This is a genomic window from Streptomyces sp. NPDC025784, from assembly GCF_055558435.1.
The window spans coordinates 13,083-36,864 of the sequence record NZ_JBVHMN010000009.1; the positions used below are offsets into that span (position 1 = coordinate 13,083).

16 protein-coding genes and 1 pseudogene are annotated in these 23,782 nt (G+C 74.0%); 13 read left to right on the forward strand and 4 right to left on the reverse strand.

Features of this window, described 5'->3' with window-relative positions; translation table 11 throughout:
- The first annotated feature begins 10 nt into the window (after positions 1–10).
- The 7 genes from ACZ4IF_RS20950 to ACZ4IF_RS20980 are packed head-to-tail and all read left to right on the forward strand — an operon-like array spanning position 11 to position 7,899.
- On the forward strand, positions 11–481 hold the full coding sequence (locus tag ACZ4IF_RS20950) for a (2Fe-2S)-binding protein (protein ID WP_359499653.1): 471 nt from the start codon (positions 11–13) through the stop codon (positions 479–481).
- On the forward strand, positions 478–2,901 hold the full coding sequence (locus tag ACZ4IF_RS20955) for a xanthine dehydrogenase family protein molybdopterin-binding subunit (RefSeq protein WP_467564846.1): 2,424 nt from the start codon (positions 478–480) through the stop codon (positions 2,899–2,901). Before ACZ4IF_RS20950 ends, ACZ4IF_RS20955 begins: the two co-directional genes overlap by 4 nt.
- Positions 2,898–3,752, forward strand: a complete 855-nt coding sequence (locus ACZ4IF_RS20960) for an FAD binding domain-containing protein (RefSeq protein WP_467564848.1) — start codon at positions 2,898–2,900, stop codon at positions 3,750–3,752. Before ACZ4IF_RS20955 ends, ACZ4IF_RS20960 begins: the two co-directional genes overlap by 4 nt.
- A gap of 16 nt (positions 3,753–3,768) precedes the next feature.
- Positions 3,769–4,659 carry an AAA family ATPase gene (locus tag ACZ4IF_RS20965; RefSeq protein WP_467564850.1) on the forward strand — a complete coding sequence of 297 codons (891 nt, stop codon included), beginning with the start codon at positions 3,769–3,771 and terminating at the stop codon, positions 4,657–4,659.
- Between the two features lie 6 nt (positions 4,660–4,665).
- Positions 4,666–5,910 carry a vWA domain-containing protein gene (locus tag ACZ4IF_RS20970; protein ID WP_467564852.1) on the forward strand — a complete coding sequence of 415 codons (1,245 nt, stop codon included), beginning with the start codon at positions 4,666–4,668 and terminating at the stop codon, positions 5,908–5,910.
- Between the two features lie 33 nt (positions 5,911–5,943).
- Positions 5,944–7,158, forward strand: coding sequence for an XdhC family protein (locus tag ACZ4IF_RS20975; protein ID WP_467564854.1), 1,215 nt, complete (start codon positions 5,944–5,946; stop codon positions 7,156–7,158).
- 45 nt (positions 7,159–7,203) lie between these two features.
- The gene (locus ACZ4IF_RS20980) at positions 7,204–7,899 is read left to right on the forward strand and encodes an SRPBCC family protein (protein ID WP_467564856.1); all 696 of its coding nucleotides are present in this window, start codon (positions 7,204–7,206) and stop codon (positions 7,897–7,899) included.
- A gap of 44 nt (positions 7,900–7,943) precedes the next feature.
- Here the strand turns inward: ACZ4IF_RS20980 and ACZ4IF_RS20985 are convergent, their stop codons facing one another.
- A complete protein-coding gene (locus ACZ4IF_RS20985) occupies positions 7,944–8,462 on the reverse strand; it encodes a metallophosphoesterase family protein (RefSeq protein WP_467564858.1) in 519 nt (172 codons plus the stop codon).
- A gap of 187 nt (positions 8,463–8,649) precedes the next feature.
- Positions 8,650–11,094, reverse strand: coding sequence for a SpoIIE family protein phosphatase (locus ACZ4IF_RS20990; protein WP_467564860.1), 2,445 nt, complete (start codon positions 11,092–11,094; stop codon positions 8,650–8,652).
- A 198-nt stretch (positions 11,095–11,292) separates the two neighbouring features.
- On the opposite strand from ACZ4IF_RS20990, the gene lanKC reads away from it, so the two are divergent.
- The 4 genes and pseudogenes from lanKC to ACZ4IF_RS21010 all read left to right on the forward strand — a co-directional run.
- Positions 11,293–14,061, forward strand: a complete 2,769-nt coding sequence (gene lanKC, locus ACZ4IF_RS20995; RefSeq protein WP_467564862.1) for a class III lanthionine synthetase LanKC — start codon at positions 11,293–11,295, stop codon at positions 14,059–14,061.
- Between the two features lie 73 nt (positions 14,062–14,134).
- Positions 14,135–14,251 (forward strand): SapB/AmfS family lanthipeptide, encoded by a 117-nt coding sequence (locus ACZ4IF_RS21000; RefSeq protein WP_028798592.1) that lies wholly within the window; start codon positions 14,135–14,137, stop codon positions 14,249–14,251.
- 100 nt (positions 14,252–14,351) lie between these two features.
- The gene (locus tag ACZ4IF_RS21005; RefSeq protein ID WP_467564864.1) at positions 14,352–16,127 is read left to right on the forward strand and encodes an ATP-binding cassette domain-containing protein; all 1,776 of its coding nucleotides are present in this window, start codon (positions 14,352–14,354) and stop codon (positions 16,125–16,127) included.
- Positions 16,128–16,504: 377 nt separating this feature from the next.
- Positions 16,505–17,671 (forward strand): annotated as a pseudogene (locus ACZ4IF_RS21010) (ATP-binding cassette domain-containing protein); the annotation flags it as partial.
- Positions 17,672–17,947: 276 nt separating this feature from the next.
- Here the strand turns inward: ACZ4IF_RS21010 and ACZ4IF_RS21015 are convergent.
- On the reverse strand, positions 17,948–18,556 hold the full coding sequence (locus tag ACZ4IF_RS21015) for a LuxR C-terminal-related transcriptional regulator (protein WP_467564866.1): 609 nt from the start codon (positions 18,554–18,556) through the stop codon (positions 17,948–17,950).
- A 276-nt stretch (positions 18,557–18,832) separates the two neighbouring features.
- Between ACZ4IF_RS21015 and ACZ4IF_RS21020 the strand changes: the two genes are divergently transcribed.
- The gene (locus ACZ4IF_RS21020; protein WP_467564868.1) at positions 18,833–20,986 is read left to right on the forward strand and encodes a SpoIIE family protein phosphatase; all 2,154 of its coding nucleotides are present in this window, start codon (positions 18,833–18,835) and stop codon (positions 20,984–20,986) included.
- A gap of 235 nt (positions 20,987–21,221) precedes the next feature.
- Here the strand turns inward: ACZ4IF_RS21020 and ACZ4IF_RS21025 are convergent, their stop codons facing one another.
- Entirely contained in the window at positions 21,222–22,586 is a 1,365-nt protein-coding gene (locus ACZ4IF_RS21025) for a S1 family peptidase (RefSeq protein ID WP_467564870.1), read from the reverse strand.
- A 195-nt stretch (positions 22,587–22,781) separates the two neighbouring features.
- On the opposite strand from ACZ4IF_RS21025, the gene ACZ4IF_RS21030 reads away from it, so the two are divergent.
- On the forward strand, positions 22,782–23,195 hold the full coding sequence (locus ACZ4IF_RS21030; protein WP_028798595.1) for a PaaI family thioesterase: 414 nt from the start codon (positions 22,782–22,784) through the stop codon (positions 23,193–23,195).
- Positions 23,196–23,782 lie beyond the last annotated feature (587 nt).

Consider the following 23,782-nt stretch of genomic DNA (forward strand, 5'->3'; position numbering starts at 1 on the left):
GGGAGGGCACATGACCCGTATCTCGGTGAAGGTGGACGGCACGACGTACGAGGACGAGGTGGAACCCCGTCTCCTGCTGATCCACTATCTGCGTGACCGGCTGGGCATGACCGGCACCCCGATCGGCTGCGACACCTCCAACTGCGGGGCCTGCACGGTGGACCTCGACGGGGAGACGGTGAAGAGCTGCTCGGTGCTCGCGGTCCAGGCCGACTCGGGCGAGGTGACCACCGTCCAGGGCCTGGCCCGGGACGGGGAGTGGCATCCGCTGCAGAAGGCGTTCCACGAGCGGCACGCGCTCCAGTGCGGCTACTGCACCCCTGGGATGATCATGGCTGCCCGCGATCTCCTGCGCGAGAACCCGGCGCCCGACCCGCAGGAGGTGCGGGAGGCACTGGAGGGCAACCTCTGCCGGTGCACCGGCTACCAGAACATCGTGCGCGCGGTCCTCGCCGCCTCCGGACAGGAGGCCACGACATGAGCGACCAGGTCACCGAACGCGAGGTCGGCCGGTCCCGGCCGCGCAAGGAGGACGCCCACCTCGTCACCGGCCAGACCACCTGGACCGACAACATCGACGTCCACGGGCTGCTCCATCTGGCGATCCTGCGCAGCCCGATGGCACACGCCCGTATCCGGCGGATCGACGTATCGCCCGCGCTCGAACAGCCCGGCGTCGTCGCCGCGTTCAGCGGCCGTGACCTCGCCGCGGGCCTCGGCTCGCTGCCCTGCGCCTGGCCCGTCACCGAGGACATGGTGCTGCCCGACCACCCGCCGATCGCGGTCGACGAGGTCCGCTACGCCGGTGACCCGGTGGCGGTCGTCGTGGCCCGGGACCGGTACGCCGCCGCCGACGCGCTGGAGGCCGTCGAGGTCGACTACGAGCAACTGCCGCCCGTCCTCGACCTGGAGGCCGCGCTCGCCGAGGACGCGCCGCTGGTCCACTCCGACAAGGGCACCAACCGCTGCTACGTGTGGCCGCTGGCCACCGGCGAGGAGTACCCGGCGGTGCGGCACCGCGCCGACGTCGTCCTGCGCCGGCGCTACGTGCAACAGCGGCTCATCCCCAACGCGATGGAACCGCGCTCGGTCGTCGTCACACCGCTCGCCGCGTCCGGCGAGTACACCGTCCACTCCGCGACCCAGATCCCGCACATCCTGCGGATCATGCTGGCCACGGTCACCGGGGTCCCCGAGCACAAGCTGCGCGTGATCGCCCCGGACGTGGGCGGCGGCTTCGGCTCCAAACTCCAGGTGTACGGCGAGGAGGCCCTCGCCCTCGCCGTCGCCCGTCGTCTCGGACGGCCGGTGAAGTGGACCGAGTCGCGGTCCGAGGGCTATCTCGCGACCCACCACGGCCGCGGCATGATCCAGGACGTGGAGATCGCCGCCACCCGGGAGGGCAGGCTGCTCGGCCTCAAGGTCGACCTGCTCGCCGACATGGGCGCCTACCTGATGCTCGTCACCCCGGGCATCCCGATCCTCGGCGCGTTCATGTACCCCGCCATCTACAAGATGGACGCGTACGACTTCACGTGCACCGGTGTGTTCACCACCCGCACGCCGACGGACGCCTACCGTGGCGCGGGACGCCCCGAGGCGACGTACGCCATCGAACGGATCATGGACGAGCTGGCCGTGGAACTCGGCCTGGACCCGGTCGAGTTGCGCCGCCGCAACTGGATCGGCCACGAGGAGTTCCCCTACACGGCGATCGCGGGACTCACGTACGACAGCGGCAACTACGAAGCGGCCACGGACAAGGCGCTCGCGCTCTTCGGGTACGACGAACTGCGCGCCGAGCAGCGCAAGCGCAACGAGAGCGGCGAAACGGTGCGTCTGGGCATCGGAGTGTCCACCTACACCGAGATGTGCGGGCTCGCGCCGAGCCGGGTGCTCCGCGATCTGCGGTACGCGGCCGGGGGCTGGGAGGCGGCGAGCATCCGTATGCTGCCGACCGGCAAGGTCGAGGTGGTCACCGGCACCAGCCCGCACGGACAGGGGCATGTGACCTGCTGGAGCCAGATCGCCTCCGACGTGCTGGGGGTGCCCTTCGAGGACGTCGAGGTGGTGCACGGCGACACCAAGGCGGCTCCGCAGGGCATGGACACCTACGGCTCGCGATCGCTCGTGGTGGGCGGGGCCGCCGTCCACCACGCCGCCGAGAAGGTGGTGGAGAAGGCGCGGAAGGTGGCCGCGCACCTGCTCGAAGCGAGCGAGGACGACCTGGATTTCACGCGCGGCGTGTTCTCGGTGAAGGGATCGCCCGAGGCGCGCAGGTCCATCCAGGAGATCGCCTTCGAGACGTTCTCCTCGCACGACCTGCCCGACGGCATGGAACCCACCATCAACGCGGAGCACCTCGTCGACCCGGACAACTTCTCCTACCCGCACGGCACACACCTGTGCGCCGTCGAGGTCGACACCGAGACCGGGCGGACCACCATCCGCTCGTACGTCAGCGTCGACGACGTCGGGCGGGTCGTCAACCCGATGATCGTCGAAGGCCAGGTGCACGGAGGGATCGCGCAGGGCATCGCGCAGGCGCTGTACGAGGAGGCCGTCTACGACGACGAGGGCAACCTCGTCTCCGGCACGATGGCCGACTACCTCGTGCCCTCCGCGGCCGACCTGCCCACCTTCGTGACGGACCGGACGGAGACCCCAGCGACGTCAAATCCCTTGGGAGCCAAGGGAGTCGGCGAGGCGGGCACCATCGCCTCGACGCCCGCCGTCGTCAACGCGATCGTGGACGCGCTGCGTCCGCTCGGGGTGAGCGAGGTGGCGATGCCCTGCACCCCGCAGCGGGTCTGGGAGGCCCTCCGCGCCGCGCGGCCCGACGGGCACTCCTCCGGAGGCCCCACCGCGTCCGCGGAGTCCGCGAAGGAGGCGTCGGCATGATTCCCCCGGCATTCGAGTACACGAGGCCCACCAGCGTCGACGAGGCGGTGCGCACGCTCGCCGACGCTGGCGAGGACGCGAAGGTGCTGGCCGGCGGGCAGAGCCTGCTGCCACTGCTGCGCCTGCGGCTGGCGTTCCCCGAGCTCGTCGTCGACGTGGGGCGGATACCGGAACTGCGCGGGATCCGCGAGGACGAAGGCACCCTGGTCATCGGAGCGATGACCACCCACCACGACGTCGTCCGCGACCCGCGGGTGCGCCGGCACGCCGGGCTGCTCGCCGCGGCCACCGCCACCGTCGCGGACCCGGCCGTGCGCCATCGTGGCACGCTCGGCGGATCCCTCGCGCACGCCGATCCGGCCGGCGACCTGCCCGCCGTGATCCTCGCGCTGGACGCGACCCTCGTCGCCGTGGGACCGGGCGGCCGGCGGTCCATCCCGGCCCGTGAGTTCTTCGTCGACTACCTCCAGACCGCGCTGCGGCCCGACGAACTGCTGGTGCAGGTGGAGATCCCGGCCCGCGACGACTGGGGCTTCCACTACGAGAAGTTCCAGCGCGTCGCGCAGGCGTGGGCGGTCGTCGGGGTGGCCGCACTCGTCCGACGCGACAACGGGCGGATCGCCGAGGCACGGATCGGCCTCACCAACATGGGCTCGACGCCACTGCGCGCCGAGGCCGCCGAGGAGGCGCTGGAGGGCGCCACCGCGGTGGGGGCGGTGCGCCGGGCGGCCGAGACGGCGGCGGACGGCACCCGTCCCTCGTCCGACCCGTCGGCATCCCCCGAGTACCGTACGCACCTCGCCCGGGTGCTCACCCGGCGCGCGGTGCTCGCCGCCGCCGGGATGGGGTGAGGAGCCCATCGCCGCCATGACCACGGACGGCCCGAGCGGTCCGGACGACGTGCGGGCCCGCCTGGAGAAGACGGGGTACCTCGTCGACGACGGGCTGGCCGTGGCGTGCTTCCTGGCACTGCGGCTGCACCGGCCGCTGTTCTGCGAGGGCGACGCGGGCGTGGGCAAGACCGCGCTCGCGTCCGCCCTCGCCGAGGCGACCGGCGCGCCGCTGATCCGGCTCCAGTGCTACGAGGGCATCGACGCGTCCCAGGCGCTGTACGACTGGGACTTCCCGCGCCAGCTCCTGCATCTGCGGGCCGCCGAGACGGCGGGCGTCACGGACGCGGACCGGCTCGAAGCCGAGCTGTACGACCGGAGGTTCCTCGTCGCGCGACCCCTCCTGCGGGCGCTGGAGACACAGCCGTCCGTGCTGCTCGTCGACGAAGTCGACCGCGCTGACGACGAGTTCGAGGCGTTCCTGCTGGAGCTGCTGTCCGAGTACACGGTCACCATCCCCGAACTGGGCACGCTGCGCGCCGAGTCGCCGCCCGTCGTGGTTCTGACCTCCAACCGCACCCGCGAGGTGCACGACGCCCTGAAACGACGGTGCCTGTACCACTGGTTCGACCATCCCGGCTTCGCCCGCGAGCTCTCCATCGTCAGGAGGAGACTGCCCGAGGTCACCGACCGGCTCGCCGAGCAGGTCACCGCGCTGGTGCAGGCGCTGCGCTCCGAGGACCTCCTCAAACCGCCCGGCGTCGCGGAGACGATCGACTGGGCACGGGCCCTGCACGCGCTGGGCGCGACCGAGGTGGACGCCGAACTGGCCGTCGTCACGCTGGGCTCCGCCCTCAAGTACCGCGAGGACGCCGACCGGGCCCGGGGACTGGACCTCTCGGCGATCCTCGCGGCACGGGAGGGGTGAGACGACGTGGACGGCACCGACCCGCGCGCCGGCCGTGCCGGGCCCCGACGGCAGGCCGTGCCGGGCGGCGGCACCGGCACATGGCGCCCGTACGCTCCCGGAGGTGCCGGTGCCCCGCCGTCGGGCGCACCGGTCGGCGGTGTCGACGCCACCGCGGTGCTCGTGGGCTTCGCGCGGGCTCTCGGCGCGGCCGGGGTCGACGCGGGACCCGACCGTGTGCAGGCCCTGCTCGGCGCGCTCGCCCTCCTCGACCCGGCCGGACGGTTCGACGTGTACTGGGCGGGGCGGCTCACCCTCTGCGGAAGCCAGGACGACCTGGAGCGCTACGACCGGGTCTTCGCCGCGTACTTCGCCGAGCGGGACACGAGCGGCCGGCCCCCACGCCCCGTTCCGCCGCCCCGGCGAAGGACGGTCGTCCGGGCCCCCGGGGTCCTGCCGCGTGGGGCGACCCGGTCCGGCCCGGACGCCGCCGTGCCCACCCCCGTGCGGGCCGACCCGGCCGACGTACTGCGCCATCGTGACATCGCCGGGCTGACGGCGGCCGAGCGGGAGCAACTGCGCAGGCTGCTGGCCGCGTTCCGGCCGCGCGGCGAGACGCGGCGCTCCGCCCGGCGGCACCCGTCGCGACTCGGCGACGTCGACCCGCGGCGCACGGTCCGGGAGCTGCTGCGGCGCGGCGGCGAACCGGCCCGGCTGCTGCGGCACACCCGGGTGGAGCGCCCGCGGCGGATCGTCCTGCTCGTGGACGTCAGCGGTTCGATGGGCCCGTACGCGGACGCGCTGCTGAGGTTCGCGCACGCCGCCTCGCGCGGCACCCGCACGGAGGTGTTCACGATCGGCACCCGGCTGACCCGGGTGACACGGGAACTCGGGCACCGCGATCCCGACACGGCGATGGCGGCCCTCGCCGCGGCCGTGCCCGACTGGCGCGGCGGCACCCGGCTCGGCGAACTGCTGCGAGGCTTCCTCGACCGCTGGGGCAGCCGCGGCATGGCGCGCGGGGCGGTGGTGGTGCTGCTCTCGGACGGCTGGGAGCGTGGCGATCCGGCCCTGCTCGCGGGGCAGATGCGACGCTTGCACCGGCTCGCGCACCGGGTGATCTGGGCGAATCCGCGCAAGGCCCGCCCCGGTTACGCACCCCTGGCCGCCGGGATGGCGGCCGCGCTGCCGAGCGTGGACGCGTTCGTCGAGGGGCACAGCCTGGCCGCGCTGGAGCGTCTGGCGGCGGTGGTGAGAGGAGCGGACCCTTGAGGGAGACGTGTCCCACGGTGGAGGGAGCGCACGATGCGTGAGATCCTCCCGGCGCTGCACGAGTGGTACGCCGCCGGGTCCCCCTTCGGACTCGCCACGGTGGTCGCGGTCAGCCGGAGCGCGCCCCGCGACCCCGGCGCGGCCATGGCGGTCGGTCCCGGCGACGAGGTCGTGGGCAGTGTGTCCGGCGGCTGTGTGGAGGGCGCGGTCTTCGAACTCGCGCGGGAGGTCGTCGCGTCGGGCGAGGCGCGGCTGGAGACCTTCGGATACAGCGACGAGGACGCGTTCGCCGTCGGGCTCACCTGCGGCGGCGAGATCACGGTGCTCGTCCGCCGGGTGTCGCCGGCCGACGACCCGGCCTTCGCGGCGGTGGCCGAGTCGGTGGCCGCGGGCCGCCCCGTGACCGTCGCGACGGTGATCGACGGACCGGCGCCGCGCGGCGCCACGCTCGCCGTGTGGCCGGACACCGAATCCGAACCGAGCCCGGCGTCGGACTCGGGGGCGGCGGTGGCGCAGGGCTCGGGCGCGGGTGCGGGCACGGGCGCGGCTGCGCGGTCCGACGCGGAGACAGCCAGGGCCGCCGGGGTGGCCGGCTCGCTCGGCACGACCGGCCTGGACGTCGCCGTCACCGCCGACGCGCGGGGCGAACTGGCCCTCGGCGCCACCGGACAGCGGCACTACGGCCCGCACGGCGAGCGCCGCGAGGACGCGGTGAGCGTCTTCCTCCACTCCTTCGCGCCGCCGCCGCGCATGCTGGTCTTCGGCGCGATCGACTACGCGGCGGCGGTCGCCCGCATCGGCGACTTCCTCGGCTACCGCGTCACCGTGTGCGACGCGCGCCCGGTCTTCGCCACGCCGAAGCGGTTCCCGCCGGGGGTCGAGGTCGTCGTCGACTGGCCGCACCGCTATCTGGGCGGGACGACGACCGACGCACGCACCGTGATCTGCGTCCTCACCCACGACCCGAAGTTCGACGTGCCCCTGCTGGAGGAGGCCCTGCGCCGGCCGGCCGCGTACATCGGCGCGATGGGCAGCCGTCGTACGCACGACGAACGCATGGAAAGGCTGGCCGAGGCCGGCCTGACCGAGGGTGAACTGGCCCGGCTGCGTTCACCCGTCGGTCTCGACCTCGGCGCGCGCACGCCCGAGGAAGTGGCCGTGTCCGTCGCCGCGGAGATCGTCGCGCTGCGCTGGGGCGGCACCGGGACGCCCCTCACGGCGACGGCCGGGGCGATTCATCCGAGGTAGCCGGGTCCCGGCGGGCTCCGCGCGATTCCGGTCCAGGAGGAAATGATGGAGCTGCACCACGAGTTCACGGTCCCCGTTCCGGTCGAGGAGGCGTGGCACGCGCTCCTCGACATCGAGCGCGTCGCCCCCTGCATGCCGGGCACGACGGTGGAGGAGTACGACGGCAAGACCGTGACCGGCTCGGTGAAGGTCAAGGTCGGGCCCATCACCCTGACGTACCGGGGCAGCGCGGTCTTCGAGGAACAGGACGAGGAGGCCCACCGGTTGGTGCTGGTCGCCACCGGCAAGGAGACCCGCGGCCAGGGCACGGCACGGGCCCGGGTCACGGGCACGCTCGACGGACGGGCGGACGGCACGCTCGTGTCGGTCCGTACCGATCTCACGGTGACGGGACGGCCTGCGCAGTTCGGGCGGGGCGTGCTGGCGGAGGTGGGCGACAGGCTGGTCGGGCGGTTCGCCGACTGTCTCGCGGAACGGCTGGGCGGTGCGGAGCGGTCACCGGTCCCGGGGCCGGCGGCATCGGAGGCCGGGCTCGGCTCCGCCGCCGGGTCCGGGGCCGCCCCGCCCGCCGGGGCCGGACGGTTCGACGGGCCGGCGGTGACGGCGCGTCCGGAGGCGGAGCCGATCGACCTGTTCGGCACGGCGGGGGTGCCGGTCGTCAAACGTCTCGCGCCCGTCGCCGCGGCCGTCGTGGCGGTCCTGGTGCTCCTGCGCATACGACGGCGGGCGCGGCGCCACTGACCGGTTGCCGCGCTCGCCCCGGGCGGTGCCGTCGGCCGGGCGGCTCAGCTCCCGGAGCCCGGCGTGCGCGGCGGCAGCCGGTGCAGGGTCACCTCGGCCAGCCGCCCGTCCGTGACCGTCGCGGTCATGTACGTGCAGTCGGGCTGGCGGCGGCGGTCCGTCGGGGAGCCCGGGTTGAGCAGGCGCAGACCCGTCGCCGCGGTCGTGTCCCAGGGGATGTGGCTGTGCCCGAAGACCAGGACGTCGAGGTCGGGAAAGCGGTCGGCGCAGCGCTGCTCGCGGCCCTTGGCGGCACCGGTCTCGTGGACCACTCCTAGGCGCAGGCCGCCCAGGTCGGCGCGGGCGATCTCGGGGAGGCGGGCGCGCAGGGCGGGTCCGTCGTTGTTGCCGTACACGCCGATGAGGGTGCGGGAGCGGTCCTCCAGCAGGTCCAGGGTGGCGGTGTCCACCCAGTCGCCCGCGTGCACGACGACGTCGGTGCGCGGGAGTTCGGCCAGGAGCGCGGCGGGAAGCTGTCTCGCCCGCTTCGGGAGGTGGGTGTCGGACATCAGCAGGAGGCGCACGCAGCCAGGGTGTCACCCGCGGGGAAGCACGCGCACATCGTCCACGGGCCACCGCACCCGCGTCGGACGGCGGACGGCGGACCCACCGAAAGGCAGGCGCACGCCCTCCACGTGTCCCGACCAGGAATCATGCGCACACCGTCCGCGGGCCACCCGCCGTCGGACAGACGCACTCCCTCCGCGCCCGTCACTCACCGAGCAGGATCTCGCTCCACACCTGTTTGCCGCCGCTCACCGGCACCGTCCCCCACGCCGCCGACATCGCCTCGACCAGGAGGATGCCGCGGCCTCCGGTGGCCTCCCAGCCGATGCTGGTGGGCTTGATCGGGGTGCGCGGCGAGTTGTCGGCGACGGCGATCCGCAGCCGGTGGTTGATGAGGGTGAGGTCGAGTCTGACCTGGCCGCCGGTGTGGACGAGCGCGTTGGTGACGAGTTCGGAGACGACGAGGAGCACGGCGTCGATCTCGTCGTCGACGCCCCACGACCGCATCGTCCGCTTGGTGAAGCGCCGGGCGTGCCGGACCGCTTCGGGGACACGCCAGATGGTCCAGCTCTCGCGGAGCGGGCGCCGGGCCATGCCGTCGTAGCGCATCAGGAGCAGGGCGACGTCGTCGCTGCGGTTGGCGTGGGCCAGCAGTCCGTCGGCGACGAGCCCGAGGTGGCCGGGGTCGGACGCCGCGAGGCCCCTGGCCAGCCGGTCCAGGCCGTCCTCGATGTCGATCTCGACGGACTCCACGAGCCCGTCCGTGGTCAGCGCGACGATCGTGCCGGGCTGGAAACGCAGCGGGCTCATCGGGAAGTCGGCCTGCGCGACGACGCCCAACGGGGGCCCGGTCTCCGATTCGGGGACCTCGGTACTGCCGTCCGGGTGACGCAGCACCGGCGGGAGGTGCCCGGCGCGGACGTACCAGGCGGAGCCCTCCTCCATGTCGACGTCGACGTAGCAGCAGGTGGCGAAGAGGTCGGTCTCCAGGTCCATCAGGAGCCGGTTGGCGTGCGAGACCACGACGTCAGGGGGATGGCCCTCGACGGCGTAGGCGCGCAGGGCCGTGCGCATCTGGCCCATCAGGGTCGCGGCGGACGCGTTGTGTCCCTGGACGTCGCCGATGACCAGGGCGACGTGGTTGTCGGGCAGCGGGATCACGTCGTACCAGTCGCCGCCCACCTCCAGGCCCGCCGTGGTCGGCAGGTAGCGGGCGACGGCGACCGCGCCCGGCAGCCGTGGCAGACGGCGCGGGAGCAGGGTGCGCTGGAGCATGCCGATCAGTTCGTGCTCGGCGTCGAAGGCGTGGGCGCGCACGAGGGCTTGGCCGGCGAGTCCCGCGGACGCGGTGAGCAGGGCGCGCTCCTCGGGGCTGAACTCGTGAGGGGTGTCCCAGCCGATGAGGCAGGCTCCGGCCATGCGTCCGCCCGCGGGGAGCGGCAGCACGGCGAGGCCGCCGGGGCCGACCTCGGCGAGCGCGGGTTCCAGGGGTGCCCCGGCGGGCCAGACCGCCAGCCGGCCCTCGTTGAGGGCGGTCGCGAGCGTCGGCATCGCGCGGACCGGGGCGTCGGGCCACTCCGTGCGCCATTCGGTGCGCCACAGCTCGGGCCAGTACTCGGGCTCGGGCGGGTCCAGGACGGTGACGACGAGGCGGTCGCCCTCCAGCTCCGCGAGGGCGATCCGGTCGGCCTGGAGGGGTTTGCGCAGGGCCGCGACCACGGCCTTGCCGACGTCCCGGACGGTGCCGGCGGTCGCCAGGGCGGCGGCGAGCCGCTGGACGCGCGTCACGTCGTTGACGCCGGCCCGCAGTTTCGAGGCGTCGGAGACGGTGCCGACGAGGCGCGCGGAGCCGCCCTCGGCCGCGGGCAGCAGTCGTGCGCGCATCCGGAGCCACTTGTGCCCGCCGGAGGGCTGGAGGATGCGGAACTCCAGCTCCCGGTCGCCGATGGACATGTGGTCCGCCTCCACTGTGGACATCAGTGAGGGCAGGTCCTCGGGCACGGTCATCGACAGCAGCGTCTCCACCTTGCCGTCGAAGTCGGTGGGGTCCAGTCCGAACAGGTGCAGCACGTCGTCGTCGACCTCGACGTGCCCGGTGTCCATGGAGAGGCTGAACTGGCTGGTCGGCAGTTCCTCGGCGCCCTCGGCCTCGGCGGGCGGCGGACAGACGGCGGCGTCCGCGACCAGGCCCAGGCAGTCGCGGTCCTCGCCGCCGAAGCCGTCCTGGTCCTCGGTGACGGCGATCAGACAGCCGCCGTCCCGCAGGGGGTGCGCGGCGAGCGAGATGTCCTGGGACGTCAGCCGCGGGGCGTCGGCGCAGCGGGCGAGTTCCCCGGGCCCGAGGAGACGGGGCCGGCCGGAGCGCAGTGCCTCGGCCGCCGGGGATCCGTCGGACAGGGGGTAGCGGTCGCGCAGTCCGTACAGCGTTCTGGGCACTCCGGCGGACTCGGCGAGGTGCAGTTCGTCACCGCCCGGCCCCGGCGCGTAGACGGCGACGAAGGTCGCGGGGGTGAAGACGAGCGCCTGTTCGAGGACGCGGCGCAGCCGCTCCCGCGGGTCCAGATCGGCGGCGAGCGTCTTGAGGGCAAGTTCGGCACGCGGCGTTCGCGTTCTGCGTCCCGTAGCGCCCTCACTGACCACGTCCGTCATTACAGCGCTTCCGGAGCGCTCGCGCAGCCCCTGTGACCGTTCCGGACCTGTCGGGCCTGCGCCGGGACCCCGGCGATCGAACGCGCTCGAACAGGTCTTGACGCATGCGTTCCGCACGGTGGTCTGGTGACAGGCGTGACTGTCCGTGCCCCCGGCCGGCTGGAAGGCTCGGTGGCACAGGGCCGAGGGGGACATGGCATGGACAAGCGGTACGAGGTCTACGCGCTGGCCGACAGACACTTCTACGAGACTCCGGACCGGCTGTCCGGCGGCGGTGGGAGCGCGGCTCCCGCGTACCGGGCGGCGATGCGCGAGGTGCCGGCGGGCTGGCGCGCGGCGCGGATCGGCGACTGGCTGACGCTGACGCCCGTCGACCGGGACGGCGCTCCGCTGCCGGGGCCGGCCCAGGGCTGGAAGGTCCACGTCTCGGCCACCCGGGACAACGCGGAGAAGATCGCCCGGATCGTGTGGGACTACTGCGTGCCCCGGCAGATCCCCTTCAAGTTCGTGCCGGGTCCGCATCTGCTGCATCTGCGCAACGCCAAGTACGCCGCCCGCGACACGAGCGGGAAGTTCGTGACCGTCTATCCGGCGGACGACGAGCGGCTCCACCAACTGCTGCGCGAACTCGGCGACCTGCTGGAGGGCTTCGAGGGGCCGTACGTCCTGACCGACCTGCGCTGGAACGAGGGGCCGCTCTACGTGCGGTACGGCGCCTTCGCGCGCTCCTTCGTCGTCGACGAGCGCGGCACGCTCGTCCCGGCCGTGCGCGACGGCGGGGGACGGCTCGTGCCGGACCGGCGGCAGCCCTCGTTCCAGGTACCGGAGTGGGTGACCCTGCCCGCCTTCCTGGAGCCGCAGCTCGCGGCCCGGAACACGACGACCGTCGGCGAACTGCCGTACCGCATCGAGAAGGCCCTGCACTTCTCCAACGGCGGCGGGGTGTACGCCGGCACGGACGTCCGTGACGGGCGCAAGGTCGTCCTGAAGGAGGGCCGGCCGCACGCCGGGCTCGCCGCGGACGGCGCCGACGCGATCGCCCGCCTGGAGCGGGAGAAGTACGCGCTGGAGCGGGTGTCCGGGCTGGGCGTGGTGCCGGAGGTACGGGACTGGTTCACGCTGGGCGACCACCGCTTCCTGGTCATGGACTTCGTCGAGGGGCGGCCCCTCAACGCGTACTTCGCCGAGCGGCACCCGCTGCTCACCCCGGAACCCGACCCGGCGGCCGTCGCCTCGTACACCGCGTGGGCGCTGCGCATCCACCGTGCCGTCGAGGCGGCCGTCGGGGCGGTGCACGGGCGCGGGATCGTCTTCAACGACCTGCACGTCTTCAACATCATGGTCGCGCCCGACGAGGAGTCCGTGTGCCTGCTGGACTTCGAGGCCGCGGCTCCGGTCGAGGAGAACGGCCGTCAGGTGGTCGCGCACCCGGGCTTCTTCGCGCCGCCGGACCGGACGGGCGCCGCCGTGGACCGGTACGCGCTGGCCTGTCTGCGGCTCGCGCTGTTCATGCCGGTCACCACGCTCTTCGTGGTCGACCGTCACAAGGCCGCCCATCTGGCGGAGGTGATCGCCGGGCAGTTCCCGGACGTGCCCGAGGAGTTCCTGGCCGAGGCCGTCCGCGAGATCACGGGCGACGATCGCGGCCGTCGGGCCCCCGCGGAGGCCGTCTCCGGGACGACGGACGACGATCGTGGCCGGCGCGCGCCGGGCGCGGGGAGCGGCGGTGACCACGCCGGCCCGTCCACGCCGGTCCCCGGGGAGCGAGGGGCGGGCGCGCCTCCGTCCGCGGCTTCCCTCCGGGGACCGGTCTCCTCGCTCCCCGACCCCGGTGACTGGCCCCGCAGCCGTGACTCGATGACCGCGGCGATCCTGGCGTCGGCCACTCCGGAACGCGACGACCGGCTCTTCCCCGGGGACATCGCGCAGTTCTCCGACGGCGGCGGGCTGGGACTCGCGCACGGAGCCGCCGGCGTGCTGTACGCGCTGGCCGTGACAGGGGCGGGCCGCTACGAGGCGGGCGAGCGCTGGCTGCTCGACCACACCGATCCCCCGCCGGTCGGCACCCCGCTCGGCCTGTACGACGGGCTCGCGGGCGTCGCGTACGTCCTCGACCGGCTGGGCCACCGTCGGCGGGCGCTCGACCTGGTCGAGCGGATCCTCGCGGAACGATGGCAGAACCTGTCGTCCGGCCTGCACGGCGGACTCGCCGGACTCGGCCTGGTCCTCGGTCATCTGGCCCGCGCGACCGGCGAACCGGAGCTCGGACGGCACGCCGCGCAGGCCGCGGACCTGCTCGTCGGACGGCTGGCCGAGGCACGGCCCGACGCTCCCCGTCGGCGCGCCGGACTGCTGCGCGGCGCGAGCGGCCCGGCGCTGTTCCTGCTGCGGCGGTACGAGGCCACCGGCGACCCCGGGCTCCTCGACGCGGCCGCCGCGGCACTGCGGCTCGACCTGGACCGCTGTGTCGTCCAGAAGGGCGGCGGCCTGGAGGTCGACGAGGGCTGGCGCACGCTCCCCTATCTCGGGGACGGCAGCGCCGGGCTGGGCATGGTCCTCGACGACTACGCGGCGCTCGCGCCCGACGGCGCGCCGCCGGAGTTCGAGCGGGCGCGCGCCGCCGTCCTGACCGCCGCGACCTCGCGGTTCTACGCGCAGCCGGGTCTCTTCCAGGGCCGCGCCGGGATGATCCTGCACCTCGGCCGCACCGACGTGCCGGGGGCCCGCCCCGAGCGGCTCGCCGAACAGGTGGCGGGGCTCGGCTGGTTCGCGATGGCGTACCGAGGCCGGCTGGCCTTCCCCGGACATCAGATGATGCGGCTCTCCATGGACCTGGGCACCGGAACGGCAGGGTGCCTGCTCGCACTGGGCGCGGCCCTGGGCGACGAGGTCCCCTCCGGACTGCCGTTCCTGCCGCCGCTCGACGGCGGCCCCCGCACGCGGCTCCGCGACACGACGGAGTCGTGAACCACACACGGCTGCGCGACGTGGCGGAGCCGTGGCCCGACACCCCGTCCCCGACCAAGGGAAAGGACACGAGATGGCACTTCTCGACCTGCAGACGATGGAGTCCGACGAGCACACGGGCGGCGGCGGCGCGAGCACGGTGAGCCTGCTCTCCTGCATCTCCGCCGCGAGCGTGCTGCTCTGTCTCTGACGTCACTGCGCGGGCACGGCCCCGGGCGGCGCTCTCCCCTCCGTGGGGAGGGGCCGTCCGGGGTCCTTCGCCGCGCCGGGAATGCGAGGGGCTCCGCCGCGTGACCACTCCGGACGACATCCGTACGACTTCCGCGGCCCGGCTGCCGCGCGCGACGGCCCGGCAGAGCCGAGCCCGCTGCACGGCCCTCTTCCTCACGACCACGGCCGCCGCGGCCGCGAGCCTGCTGCTGCCGGCCGCGCTGGGCCGGGCCGTCGATCTCCTGCTCACCGGACCCGGCGGCGGCCGGGCCACCCCCTGGGTACTCGCGTGTGCCGCCCTCGTCCTGCTGCTCGCCGTGCTCGACGCCGTCGAGACGGTCCTCTCGGCGACCACGAACGCCCGCGGCACCGCATGGCTGCGCACACTGCTCGCAGGGCACGTGCTGGCCGTCGGACCGAGGGCCGCGGGCCGGTTCGGACCGGGTGATCTCGTGGCACGCCTGGTCGGCAACGCCGCCCACGCCGGGACGGCGCCCGCCACCGCCGCCGCGCTGCTGGCCGCACTGGCCGCCCCCCTCGGTGCCGTCGGGGCGCTCTGGCTCGTCGATCCCCTGCTCGCCGCGGTGTTCCTCGCGGGAGCCCCGGTGCTCACGCTGCTCCTGCGCGCCTTCGCCCGCGACTCGTCGCGCTGCGTGGCGCGCTACCAGGAGGCCCAGGGCCGGATCGCGGCGGGTCTGGCCGAGGCGCTCGGCGGGTTCCGTACGATCGCCGCCGGCGGGACCGCCGGCCGGGAGACGGAACGGATCCTGCGCCCGCTGCCCGAACTCGCCCGGGAGGGCCGCCGGATGTGGCAGGTCCAGGGGCGCGCCGCCGCACAGGCGGTCGCCGTCGCCCCGCTCCTGCAGATCGGAGTGCTGGCCGTCGCCGGTGTCCTGCTCGTACGCCACCGACTGTCGGTCGGTGACGTCCTCGCCGCGTCCCGGTACGCGGTGCTCGCCACCGGAGTGGGCGTGCTGGTCGGGCAGTTGTCCGGGCTGGTCCGAGCGCGCGCGGCCGCGCGGCGGCTCGGTGAGCTGCTGGAGGAGCCGCCGATCCCGTACGGAAGCAGTGAACTTCCTTCAGGGGAAGGCCGGTTGGAGCTGCGCGGGGTGAGCGTCCGGCGTGCCGGGCGTGTCGTGCTCGACGGGATCGACCTGGTCGTCCCGGGCGGGTCCACGCTGGCCGTGGTCGGTCGGTCCGGGTCCGGCAAGTCGCTGCTCGCGGCGCTCGCGGGCCGGCTGGCCGATCCGGACGACGGTGAGGTCCTGCTCGACGGGGTGCCCCTGCGCGAACTGACCCGCGACGAGCTGCGCGGAGCGGTCGGCCACGCCTTCGAACGCCCCGCCCTGCTCGGTGACACCGTCGCGGACACGATCGGCCTCGCCCTGCCCGCGCCGTCCCGGGACCGGGTGGTGGCGGCGGCCCGCACGGCCCGCGCGGACACCTTCGTGCGCCGGCTGCCCGCGGGGTACGCCACCCGCTGCGCCGATGCCCCGCTCTCCGGTGGCGAGGCCCAACGCCTGGGCCTCGCCCGGGTGTTCGCCCAGGACGCCCGCCTGATGATCCTCGACGACGCCCTGTCGAGCCTCGACACGGTCACCGAGCACCACATCGCCGAGGCCCTGTTCCGGCCCGCTCCCGGGAGCAGCCGGCTGATCGTCGCGCACCGGGTGTCCACCGCCGCGCGGGCCGACGCGGTGGTGTGGCTGGACGGTGGCCGGGTCCGCGCGTACGGACCACACGAACGGCTGTGGCGACTGGCCGGGTACCGCGACCTGTTCGCCGCCGGACGGCACCGGGACGGCGGCGCGCGCCGGACCTCCCCTGCGGCACGGGACGGGGAGGAGCGGCCGTGACCCGCGACTACCGGCGCGGGCTGCGGTTCCTGGGCGCCCGGTGGCCCGTGGTCGTGCGGCTGGCCGCCTGGTCGGTGGTGGAGACCGGACAGACCTTCCTCATGGGATACGCGCCCGCGCGGGCCCTGGACGACGGGTACCTGGCGGGGCGTTCGGACGTCGGGCTCGGCTGGCTCACGCTCGCCGCACTCGCCGTGCTGGCCGGGGCGTACGGCACGAGCCGGGTGTACCGGGCCGTCGCCGCGCTGGTCGAACCCCTCCGGGACGGGCTCGTACGGAACGTCGTGGGGCGGGGCGTGCGGGACGGGGACGGCGCGGCGCTGTCGGGGCTGACCCAGCAGGTGGAGATCGCCCGGGACACCTTCGCCGGTCTGGTGATGGTCTCGCGCTCGTTCCTGTTCACGTCCACGGGGGCGCTGGTCGGGCTGTGCTCGCTCGACCCGTTGCTCCTGCTGGTCGTCGCGCCGCCGCTGGCGGCCGGAGTGGCCCTGTTCGTGGTGACGCTGCGTCCGCTGGCGCGCCGGCAGCGGACGTTCCTCCTCGCGGACGAGGAGCTCGCCTCCCGGCTGGGCGTCGTGTGCGCGGGGCTGCGGGACGTCACCGCGGCCGGCGCGGAGGCCCGGGTGGGCGCCGAGCTGGGTACGCGCGTCGACTCCGAGACGCGGGCGGCCCGTTCGCTGGCCCGCTGGGGCGTGCTGCGCGTGGCGTCCCTGACCGTCGGCGGGCAGCTCCCCCTCGTCCTGCTGCTGGTCACGGCCCCGTGGCTGCTGGCGCACGGTGTCACCGCGGGCGCACTCGTCGGCGCCCTCTCCTGTGTCGCCCAGTCGCTGCTCCCCGCGCTGCAGAATCTGGTCCACGGCCTGGGCACCAGCGGCTCCCGCCTGGCCGTCGTCCTCCAGCGCCTGGCCCCGCCCGCCGTGTCGACGGAGCCCGAGGCACCGGCCGCACCGTCCTTTCCGGCCACCCCGGCGTCGCTCCCGCGGCCCCGCGGGGCCCGCGGGCCCCGGCCGGATCCTGCCGAACCCACCGGGCCCGTGCGTCAGCACCCGAGCCGCACCGGTCCCGCGCGAAAGGGCCCGAGCCGCGCCGGGTGCGCGCCGGAGGACACCACCGGGGCCGCCCTCCACCTCACCGGGGTCACCTTCGCCTACGGTCCCGGCAGCGCTCCCGTCATCGAGAACCTCGACCTGCGGCTCCCCCACGGGACGCATCTGGCCGTCGTGGGTCCCAGCGGAATCGGCAAGTCGACACTTACCGGCCTCGTCGCGGGGCTCCTGGAGCCGATGCGCGGCGAGATCCGGGTGCACGGCCACCCGGTGCGGGGCGAGGCGGCCACCGGGCGACGCGTCCTCATCCCCCAGGAGGCCTACGTCTTCACGGGAACGCTGGCCGAGAACCTGGGGTACCTGCGGCCGGACCCGGTACCGGAGGCGGAGCTGCGGGCGGCCGTCCGGACCGTCGGGCTGGACGGGTTGCTGGACCGGCTGGGCGGTCCCTCGGCCGAGGTCGACCCGGCCGCCCTGTCCGCGGGCGAACGCCAGCTGATCGCGCTGACCAGGGCGTATCTCTCGTACGCACCGCTCGCGCTGCTGGACGAGGCGACCTGTCACCTCGATCCGGTGGCGGAGGAACGTGCGGAGCGCGCCTTCGCCGCGCGTCCCGGTGGCACGCTCGTGGTCGTCGCCCACCGTGCCGGCTCGGCCCGTCGTGCCGGGTGCGTGCTGGTCATGGACGGACGGCGCGTGGACATCGGGTCGCACGAGGACCTGCTGGATCGCTCGTCGCTCTACCGCGACCTGATCGGCGGCGGGCCTGCGGGCTCACAGCCACCCCTCGCCCCGCGAGATCCTGATGGCGTCGATGCGGTTGCGGGCCCCGGTCTTGCGCGTGATCGCCGCCATGTAGTTGCGCACGGTCCCGTGGGACAGATGGAGATTTCCCGCAATCTCGGCGATGGAGGCTCCGGCGGCGGCGAGGGAGAGCACGCTCAGCTCGCGCCGGGTCAGCGGCATCTGCGCCGCTTTGAGGAACCCGAAGCCCAGTGAGTCGTCGACGAAACGTTCCCCCTCGGCGACGCGGCGTATCCCCGACACCAGCCGCTCCGGCGAGCCCTCCTTGTCGACATAGCCGAGGGCGCCCGCCTCGGCGGCCCGCCTGAGCAGGCCGGGCCTGTTCGCACGGGCAAGCACGAGAAGCCGCGGCGCCGCGGACCCCGCTCCTCGCCCGCACAGTTCGGCGAGCGGCGGTATGCCGTACGTGTCGGCGCAGTCCAGATCGGCGGCGCAGACGTCCGGCCCGAGCGAGCGGACGTGGCCGGGCGCGCTGCGCCACGGAGTGTCGTACACCCCGAGGTCGGGCGTTCGGCGCAGCCATTCCGCGAGTACCTGCCGCACCAGACATGCGTCGTGCACGAGTAGTACCCGGATCACGTCGGCTCCTCCAGGTGACCGATCGACGGCGTTGTCGTCCTGAGCGCGTGCCCATTGTTGGCGTTCGCGACCGTTCATGGGCGCGAAGAACCGGCCAAGAGGGTGCGCGGGGGCGCATGGGGAGCACCCACGCGCCACCTCCTGCTTCGAAGCAGGGGGCATGGCCGCGCCCGTCGTGGGTACAGCCGCGCCCACCCGCCGGGCACGCTCGCCGTGCGCGATACGCCGCCAGGAGAGAGCCTGGTCACCTGAGCAGTCGTACGGCCCCGCGAGGAGGTGGTCGGCGTGTCCGACTGGCAGGGGGCCAGGCAGGCACCGGCGAGCAGGCCGGCGCCGGTCGGACGCCCACTGCTGTCGCTGACGCTGACCTCGATGATGGACGACGTCCACGCGCACTCCGGAGCGGTGTACCTGCTCGCGGACCACGAGCCGGTGCTGGAGATGGCCGTGATGGCGGGGCTGCCCCGGGCATTCGCGGCTCCGTGGGAGCGGGTGGGGCTGAGCGCGCCGATCCCGGTGGCCGAGGCCGTGCGGAACCGGCGGCTGATCTGGGTGTGCGGCGAGGAGGAGATGGCCCGCCGCTATCCCCGGATCGCCGTGGTGCTTCCCTATCCCTTCGCGCTCGCGGCGATGCCGGTGGTCACCGAGCACACGGCGTACGGCGCGGTCTTCGTGACCTGGCCCGGCTCGCATCCGCCGGACCTGTCCGACCGTGAACGCGTCCAGCTCACCGCCGCCTGCGACCGGCTCGCACTGCGCCTGGAGCGTGCCGCCAAGGAACGCCGGCCGGTGCCCCCCGAACCGGACCTGCTGACACCGTCCGCGGGAACCATGGCCGACACCCTCGGCACGCTGGAGGCGACCCGCATGGTGGCGCGGCTGCCGTACGGGCTGTGCGCGCTCGACCTGCACGGGCGGGTCAGCTTCGCCAACCCGGCGACGGCGGAGCTGCTCGGCCTGCCGGTCGACCGGCTGCTGGGCACCCAGCTGTGGGCGTCCGTGCCGTGGCTCAACGACCCGGTGTACGAGGACCGTTACCGTGCCGCGCTGCTCAGCCAGCACGTCACCTCGTTCGTGGCGCTGCGGCCGCCGGGCGAATGGCTGTCGTTCCGGCTGTATCCGAGCACGACCGGTCTGAGCGTACGGATCTCACGGGCCCGCGCGGTGTCCGAGATGACCCGGGCCGGCCCGCAGCCCGGCGACGGCACGCCGCGGTTGGTGACCATCTCCCACGTGCTGAGCCTGGCGAGCGCGCTCACCCAGGCGGCGGGCGTGCAGGACGTGGTGCAGCTGGTCGCGGACGAGATCGCGCCCGCGGTCGGCAGCCAGGCGCTGATCGTCCTCGCCGCACGGGCCGGGCGGCTGCACGTGCTCGGGCACCGGGGATACCCGGACCCGCGGGTCGTGGACCGTATCGACGGGGTGCCGCTCACCGCCCCGACGCCGGGGACGCAGGCGCTGAAGACCGGGGCTCCCGCGTTCTTCGGCTCGCGGGCGCAGCTGGAGCGCCTCTACCCGGCCCGGAGCAAGACGCCCGACGGGATGGCCGCGTGGGCGTACCTGCCGCTGGTGGCCTCGGGTCGGCCGGTGGGCACCTGCGTCCTGGCGTACGCGCAGCCGCACCCCTTCCCCGCGGACGAGCGCGCCGTCCTGACCAGTCTGGGCGGTCTCGTCGCGCAGGCGCTGGAGCGAGCCCTCCTGTACGACGCCAAGCACCAGTTGGCCCACGGTCTGCAGGAGGCGCTGCTGCCGCACTCGCTGCCCGTGCTGCCCTCGATCGACGCGGCGGCCCGCTACCTCCCGGCGGCCCGGGGCATGGACATCGGTGGGGACTTCTACGACCTGGTGCCCTCCCAGGGAAGGGCCGCGGCGGTGATCGGCGACGTCCAGGGGCACAACGTGACCGCGGCGGGTCTGATGGGGCAGATCCGTACCGCCGTCCGCGCGTACACGACCGTGGGCCAGCCGCCGGAGGAGGTGATGCGCAGCACCAACCGGCTGCTGATCGACCTGGGCGTCGACCTCTTCGCCAGCTGTCTCTACCTGAGCCTCGACCCCGCGCGCGAGGTGGCCGTCATGGCGCGCGCGGGTCACCCGCCGCCCCTGCTGCGGCGGCCGGACGGGAAGGTCCGGGTGCTGGACCTGGCCGGCGGGCCCCTGCTCGGGATCGACGCCGACGCCAGGTACCCGACGACGGAGGTCCCCCTCGCACCCGGCTCGCTGCTCACGCTCTACACCGACGGACTGATCGAGTCGCCCGGCGTCGACATCGAGGACTCCCTCGCCGACCTGGGCCGGCGGCTCGGCGAGACCGGTGACCAGCCGCTCGACGCGCTCGCGGACAGCCTCGTACGGCACGGCGGGACGGAGTCCCGGGAACGGCTCGACGACGTGGCGCTGCTCCTGCTGCGGGCACGGGACCACGACTGAGGCGGCGGACTCCGCGGGGTACCCGTACACGCAGCGGTCCGGCCCTCCCGCCGGAGGGCCGGACCGCTGTCACCGCCGGCCGGGACGGCTGTTCCCGGCCGGTCAGTGGTTCCCGTGTCCCCCGCCGGTCAGTGGTTCCCGTGTCCCCGGAGGGTCGGTGGTGCTCGTGGTCCACGACCGTCAGCCGTCAGGGGTTCTCGTGTTCCCGAACCGACGGGGCTGCTCGCCGTCCGGGTCAGGGCTGCGAGCTCACCAGACCCGAGCCGTCGTCCATGCCGGTGCCGCTCTGGTCGGCGGCCCCGCCGGCGTGGTCGCCCGCACCGGCCTGCTCGCCGCCGCCGGTCTGGTCGGCCGCGCCACCGGCCTCGTCACCGGCGCCCGACTGATCGCCGGCGCCCGCGCTCGGGTCCACCGTGCCGGCACCCGCGTCACCGGCCCCGGCATCACCCGCACCCGCATCACCCGCACCCGCGTCGCCCGCTCCGGCGCCGCCGGCGCCGAGGGTGGCGCCGACCGCCTGGAGCGCGGTCGTGACCGGCTGGAAGAAGGTCTCGCCGCCGCTGGTGCAGTCGCCGCTGCCGCCCGAGGTCAGACCGATCGCGCTGCCGTCCTGGGTGAACAGGGAGCCGCCGCTGTCGCCCGGTTCGGCGCAGACGTCGGTCTGGATGAGGCCGGTGACCGTGCCCTCCGGGTAGTTGACGGTGGCGTCCAGCCCCGTGACGTTGCCGTCGTTGAGACCGGTCGTGCTGCCCATCCGGAGGACCTGCTGCCCGACGGTGGCGTCCGCGGCCTGCGTGATCTCGACGGACTGGCCGTTGCCGACGTTGACCACGCTGTTGGCCTGCGTGTTGGGGTCGTCGTACTTGACGAGGGCGAAGTCGCCGTCGCCCGGGAACGTGGCCTGGTCCACGGTGGCGATCGGCGCGCCGTCCTGGGAGTCGGACCACTGGGCCGCGGCCACACCGCAGTGGCCCGCGGTCAGGAAGGCCGGGCTGCCGTCGCCCGCGGTGACGTTGAAGCCGAGGGAGCAGCGCGCACCGCCGCCGAAGATGGCGTCGCCGCCGTCGACGAACGTCTTGAAGGTGCCGGCGGACTTCTTGATGGTGGCCACGCCGGAGCCGAGACCCTTGACGGTCGACTCCAGGGTGTCCCACTTGCCGCCCGTGACGGTCGAGTCGGCGGTGACGCGGATCTCGTTGGTCTTCGGGTCGACGGCCCACGCGGTGCCGGGGATCGTCGCGTCCGTCTTGAGCGTTCTGGCGGCGGCCTTCAGTTCGGCCGTGCTGTTCTGCACCTCGTTCGCGACCGCGCCGGCCTTCTCGATCCGGTTGACGACGTTGCTGTCGTTACCGACGACGTTGATGATGAGCTGCTGCTTGCCCGCGTCGTAGTAGGAGCCCGCGAAGGACTGGCCCAGCTGCGAAGCGAGCTGAGAGGCGACGTCCGCGACATCCCCCGCCTTGAACGTCCTCGGGGTGGCGTCGTCCCCGTTCGACTGGGACGCGTTGGCGTTGGGCAGCAGAAGGGCCGCAGCTCCGAGCGCCGCCACGCTTCCCGCCGCGATGGCGGCCTTGCGCTTGGGTATCCGTTTGTGACTCAACTCTTGACCTCCTGGGGACGGGGTCGATGCCGCCGTCCGGCAGCTGACTGGGGGGCGCCTGGATGGTGGTTGATACGCGTGTGCCGCCGGTGGCGTTCAACTGCCTTTGCAAATGGCAGGATCCAGGCGACTCGAAGGCGCGGAATGCCAGGCAAAGGGCCACTTCGGCCAGCGAGTCGGGGAACAATGCCCCGTATGACGCTGAACCTTGCCGAAGCCGACAAGATCCTCGACGACAACTTCGCCCCCTGGGTCCTGGATCTGGGCCTGTCCGTGGCGGAGCTGGGCGACCGCCGCGCCGTCCTGCGGCTGCCGTGGTCCGCGCGACTGTCCCGGGAGGGCGGTTCCCTGTCGGGGCAGGCGCTGATGGCCGCCGCCGACACGGCGACCGTGATCGCGGTGTCGGCGGCACGCGGCGCGTTCGTCCCGATGACGACGGTGCAGCAGTCCACGAGCTTCCAGCGGGCGGTGACGGACGCGGACGTCCTGGTCGAGGCGGTCCTCACCAAGCTCGGCCGCCGTATGGCCTTCGCCGACATCACGATGGCCGCCGAGGGGTCCGGGGAGGTCGCCGCGCGCGCGAGCACGGTGTACGCGCTGCTGGGCTGAGCATGCCGGCGGCCGGGAGCCCCGACCGACACTCCGTCACGGGACCGCCCGGCCGCCCTTGCAGAGCCGCGCGCCCCCTCACCGACCCCACTCGCCGCTCCCCCTCACCGACCCCACTCGCCGCTCCCCCTCGCGGAGCCGCGCACCCCCCACAGAGCCGGCCCCGTTCTCCCTCCCAGGGCCGCGCGGCATCCGGCAGAACGCCGCGCGGCACACCGTCCCGAGGCCGCGCGGCACACGCCCGTTCGCCCGGCCGAACGCGCCCGCGAACCCGCCGACACGTTCCGCCACCGATCAGTAACGGATCGTCTTCACGCACGAGCGGAATCCCGGCTTCAGCGAATCTGCACATCCATTACGCAACCAAGTCACCGCGTGCGAGAGATCTGCACAGCCGCGCGCCCCCCTCCGCGCCATTGCGACGGGACTGTCCCATTCGGTCCACGGACGGCAAGCGCGTGCACGAATGGATGCCGCGCAGCATGTGAAGAAGTCGCCGCAAAGACGTGCGCACACCTGCACGGTTGAACCTGTCACGCACTCAAGTTCCCAGGTGAGAGCCCTGGTTGATTGGAAGCGTGCCCCGC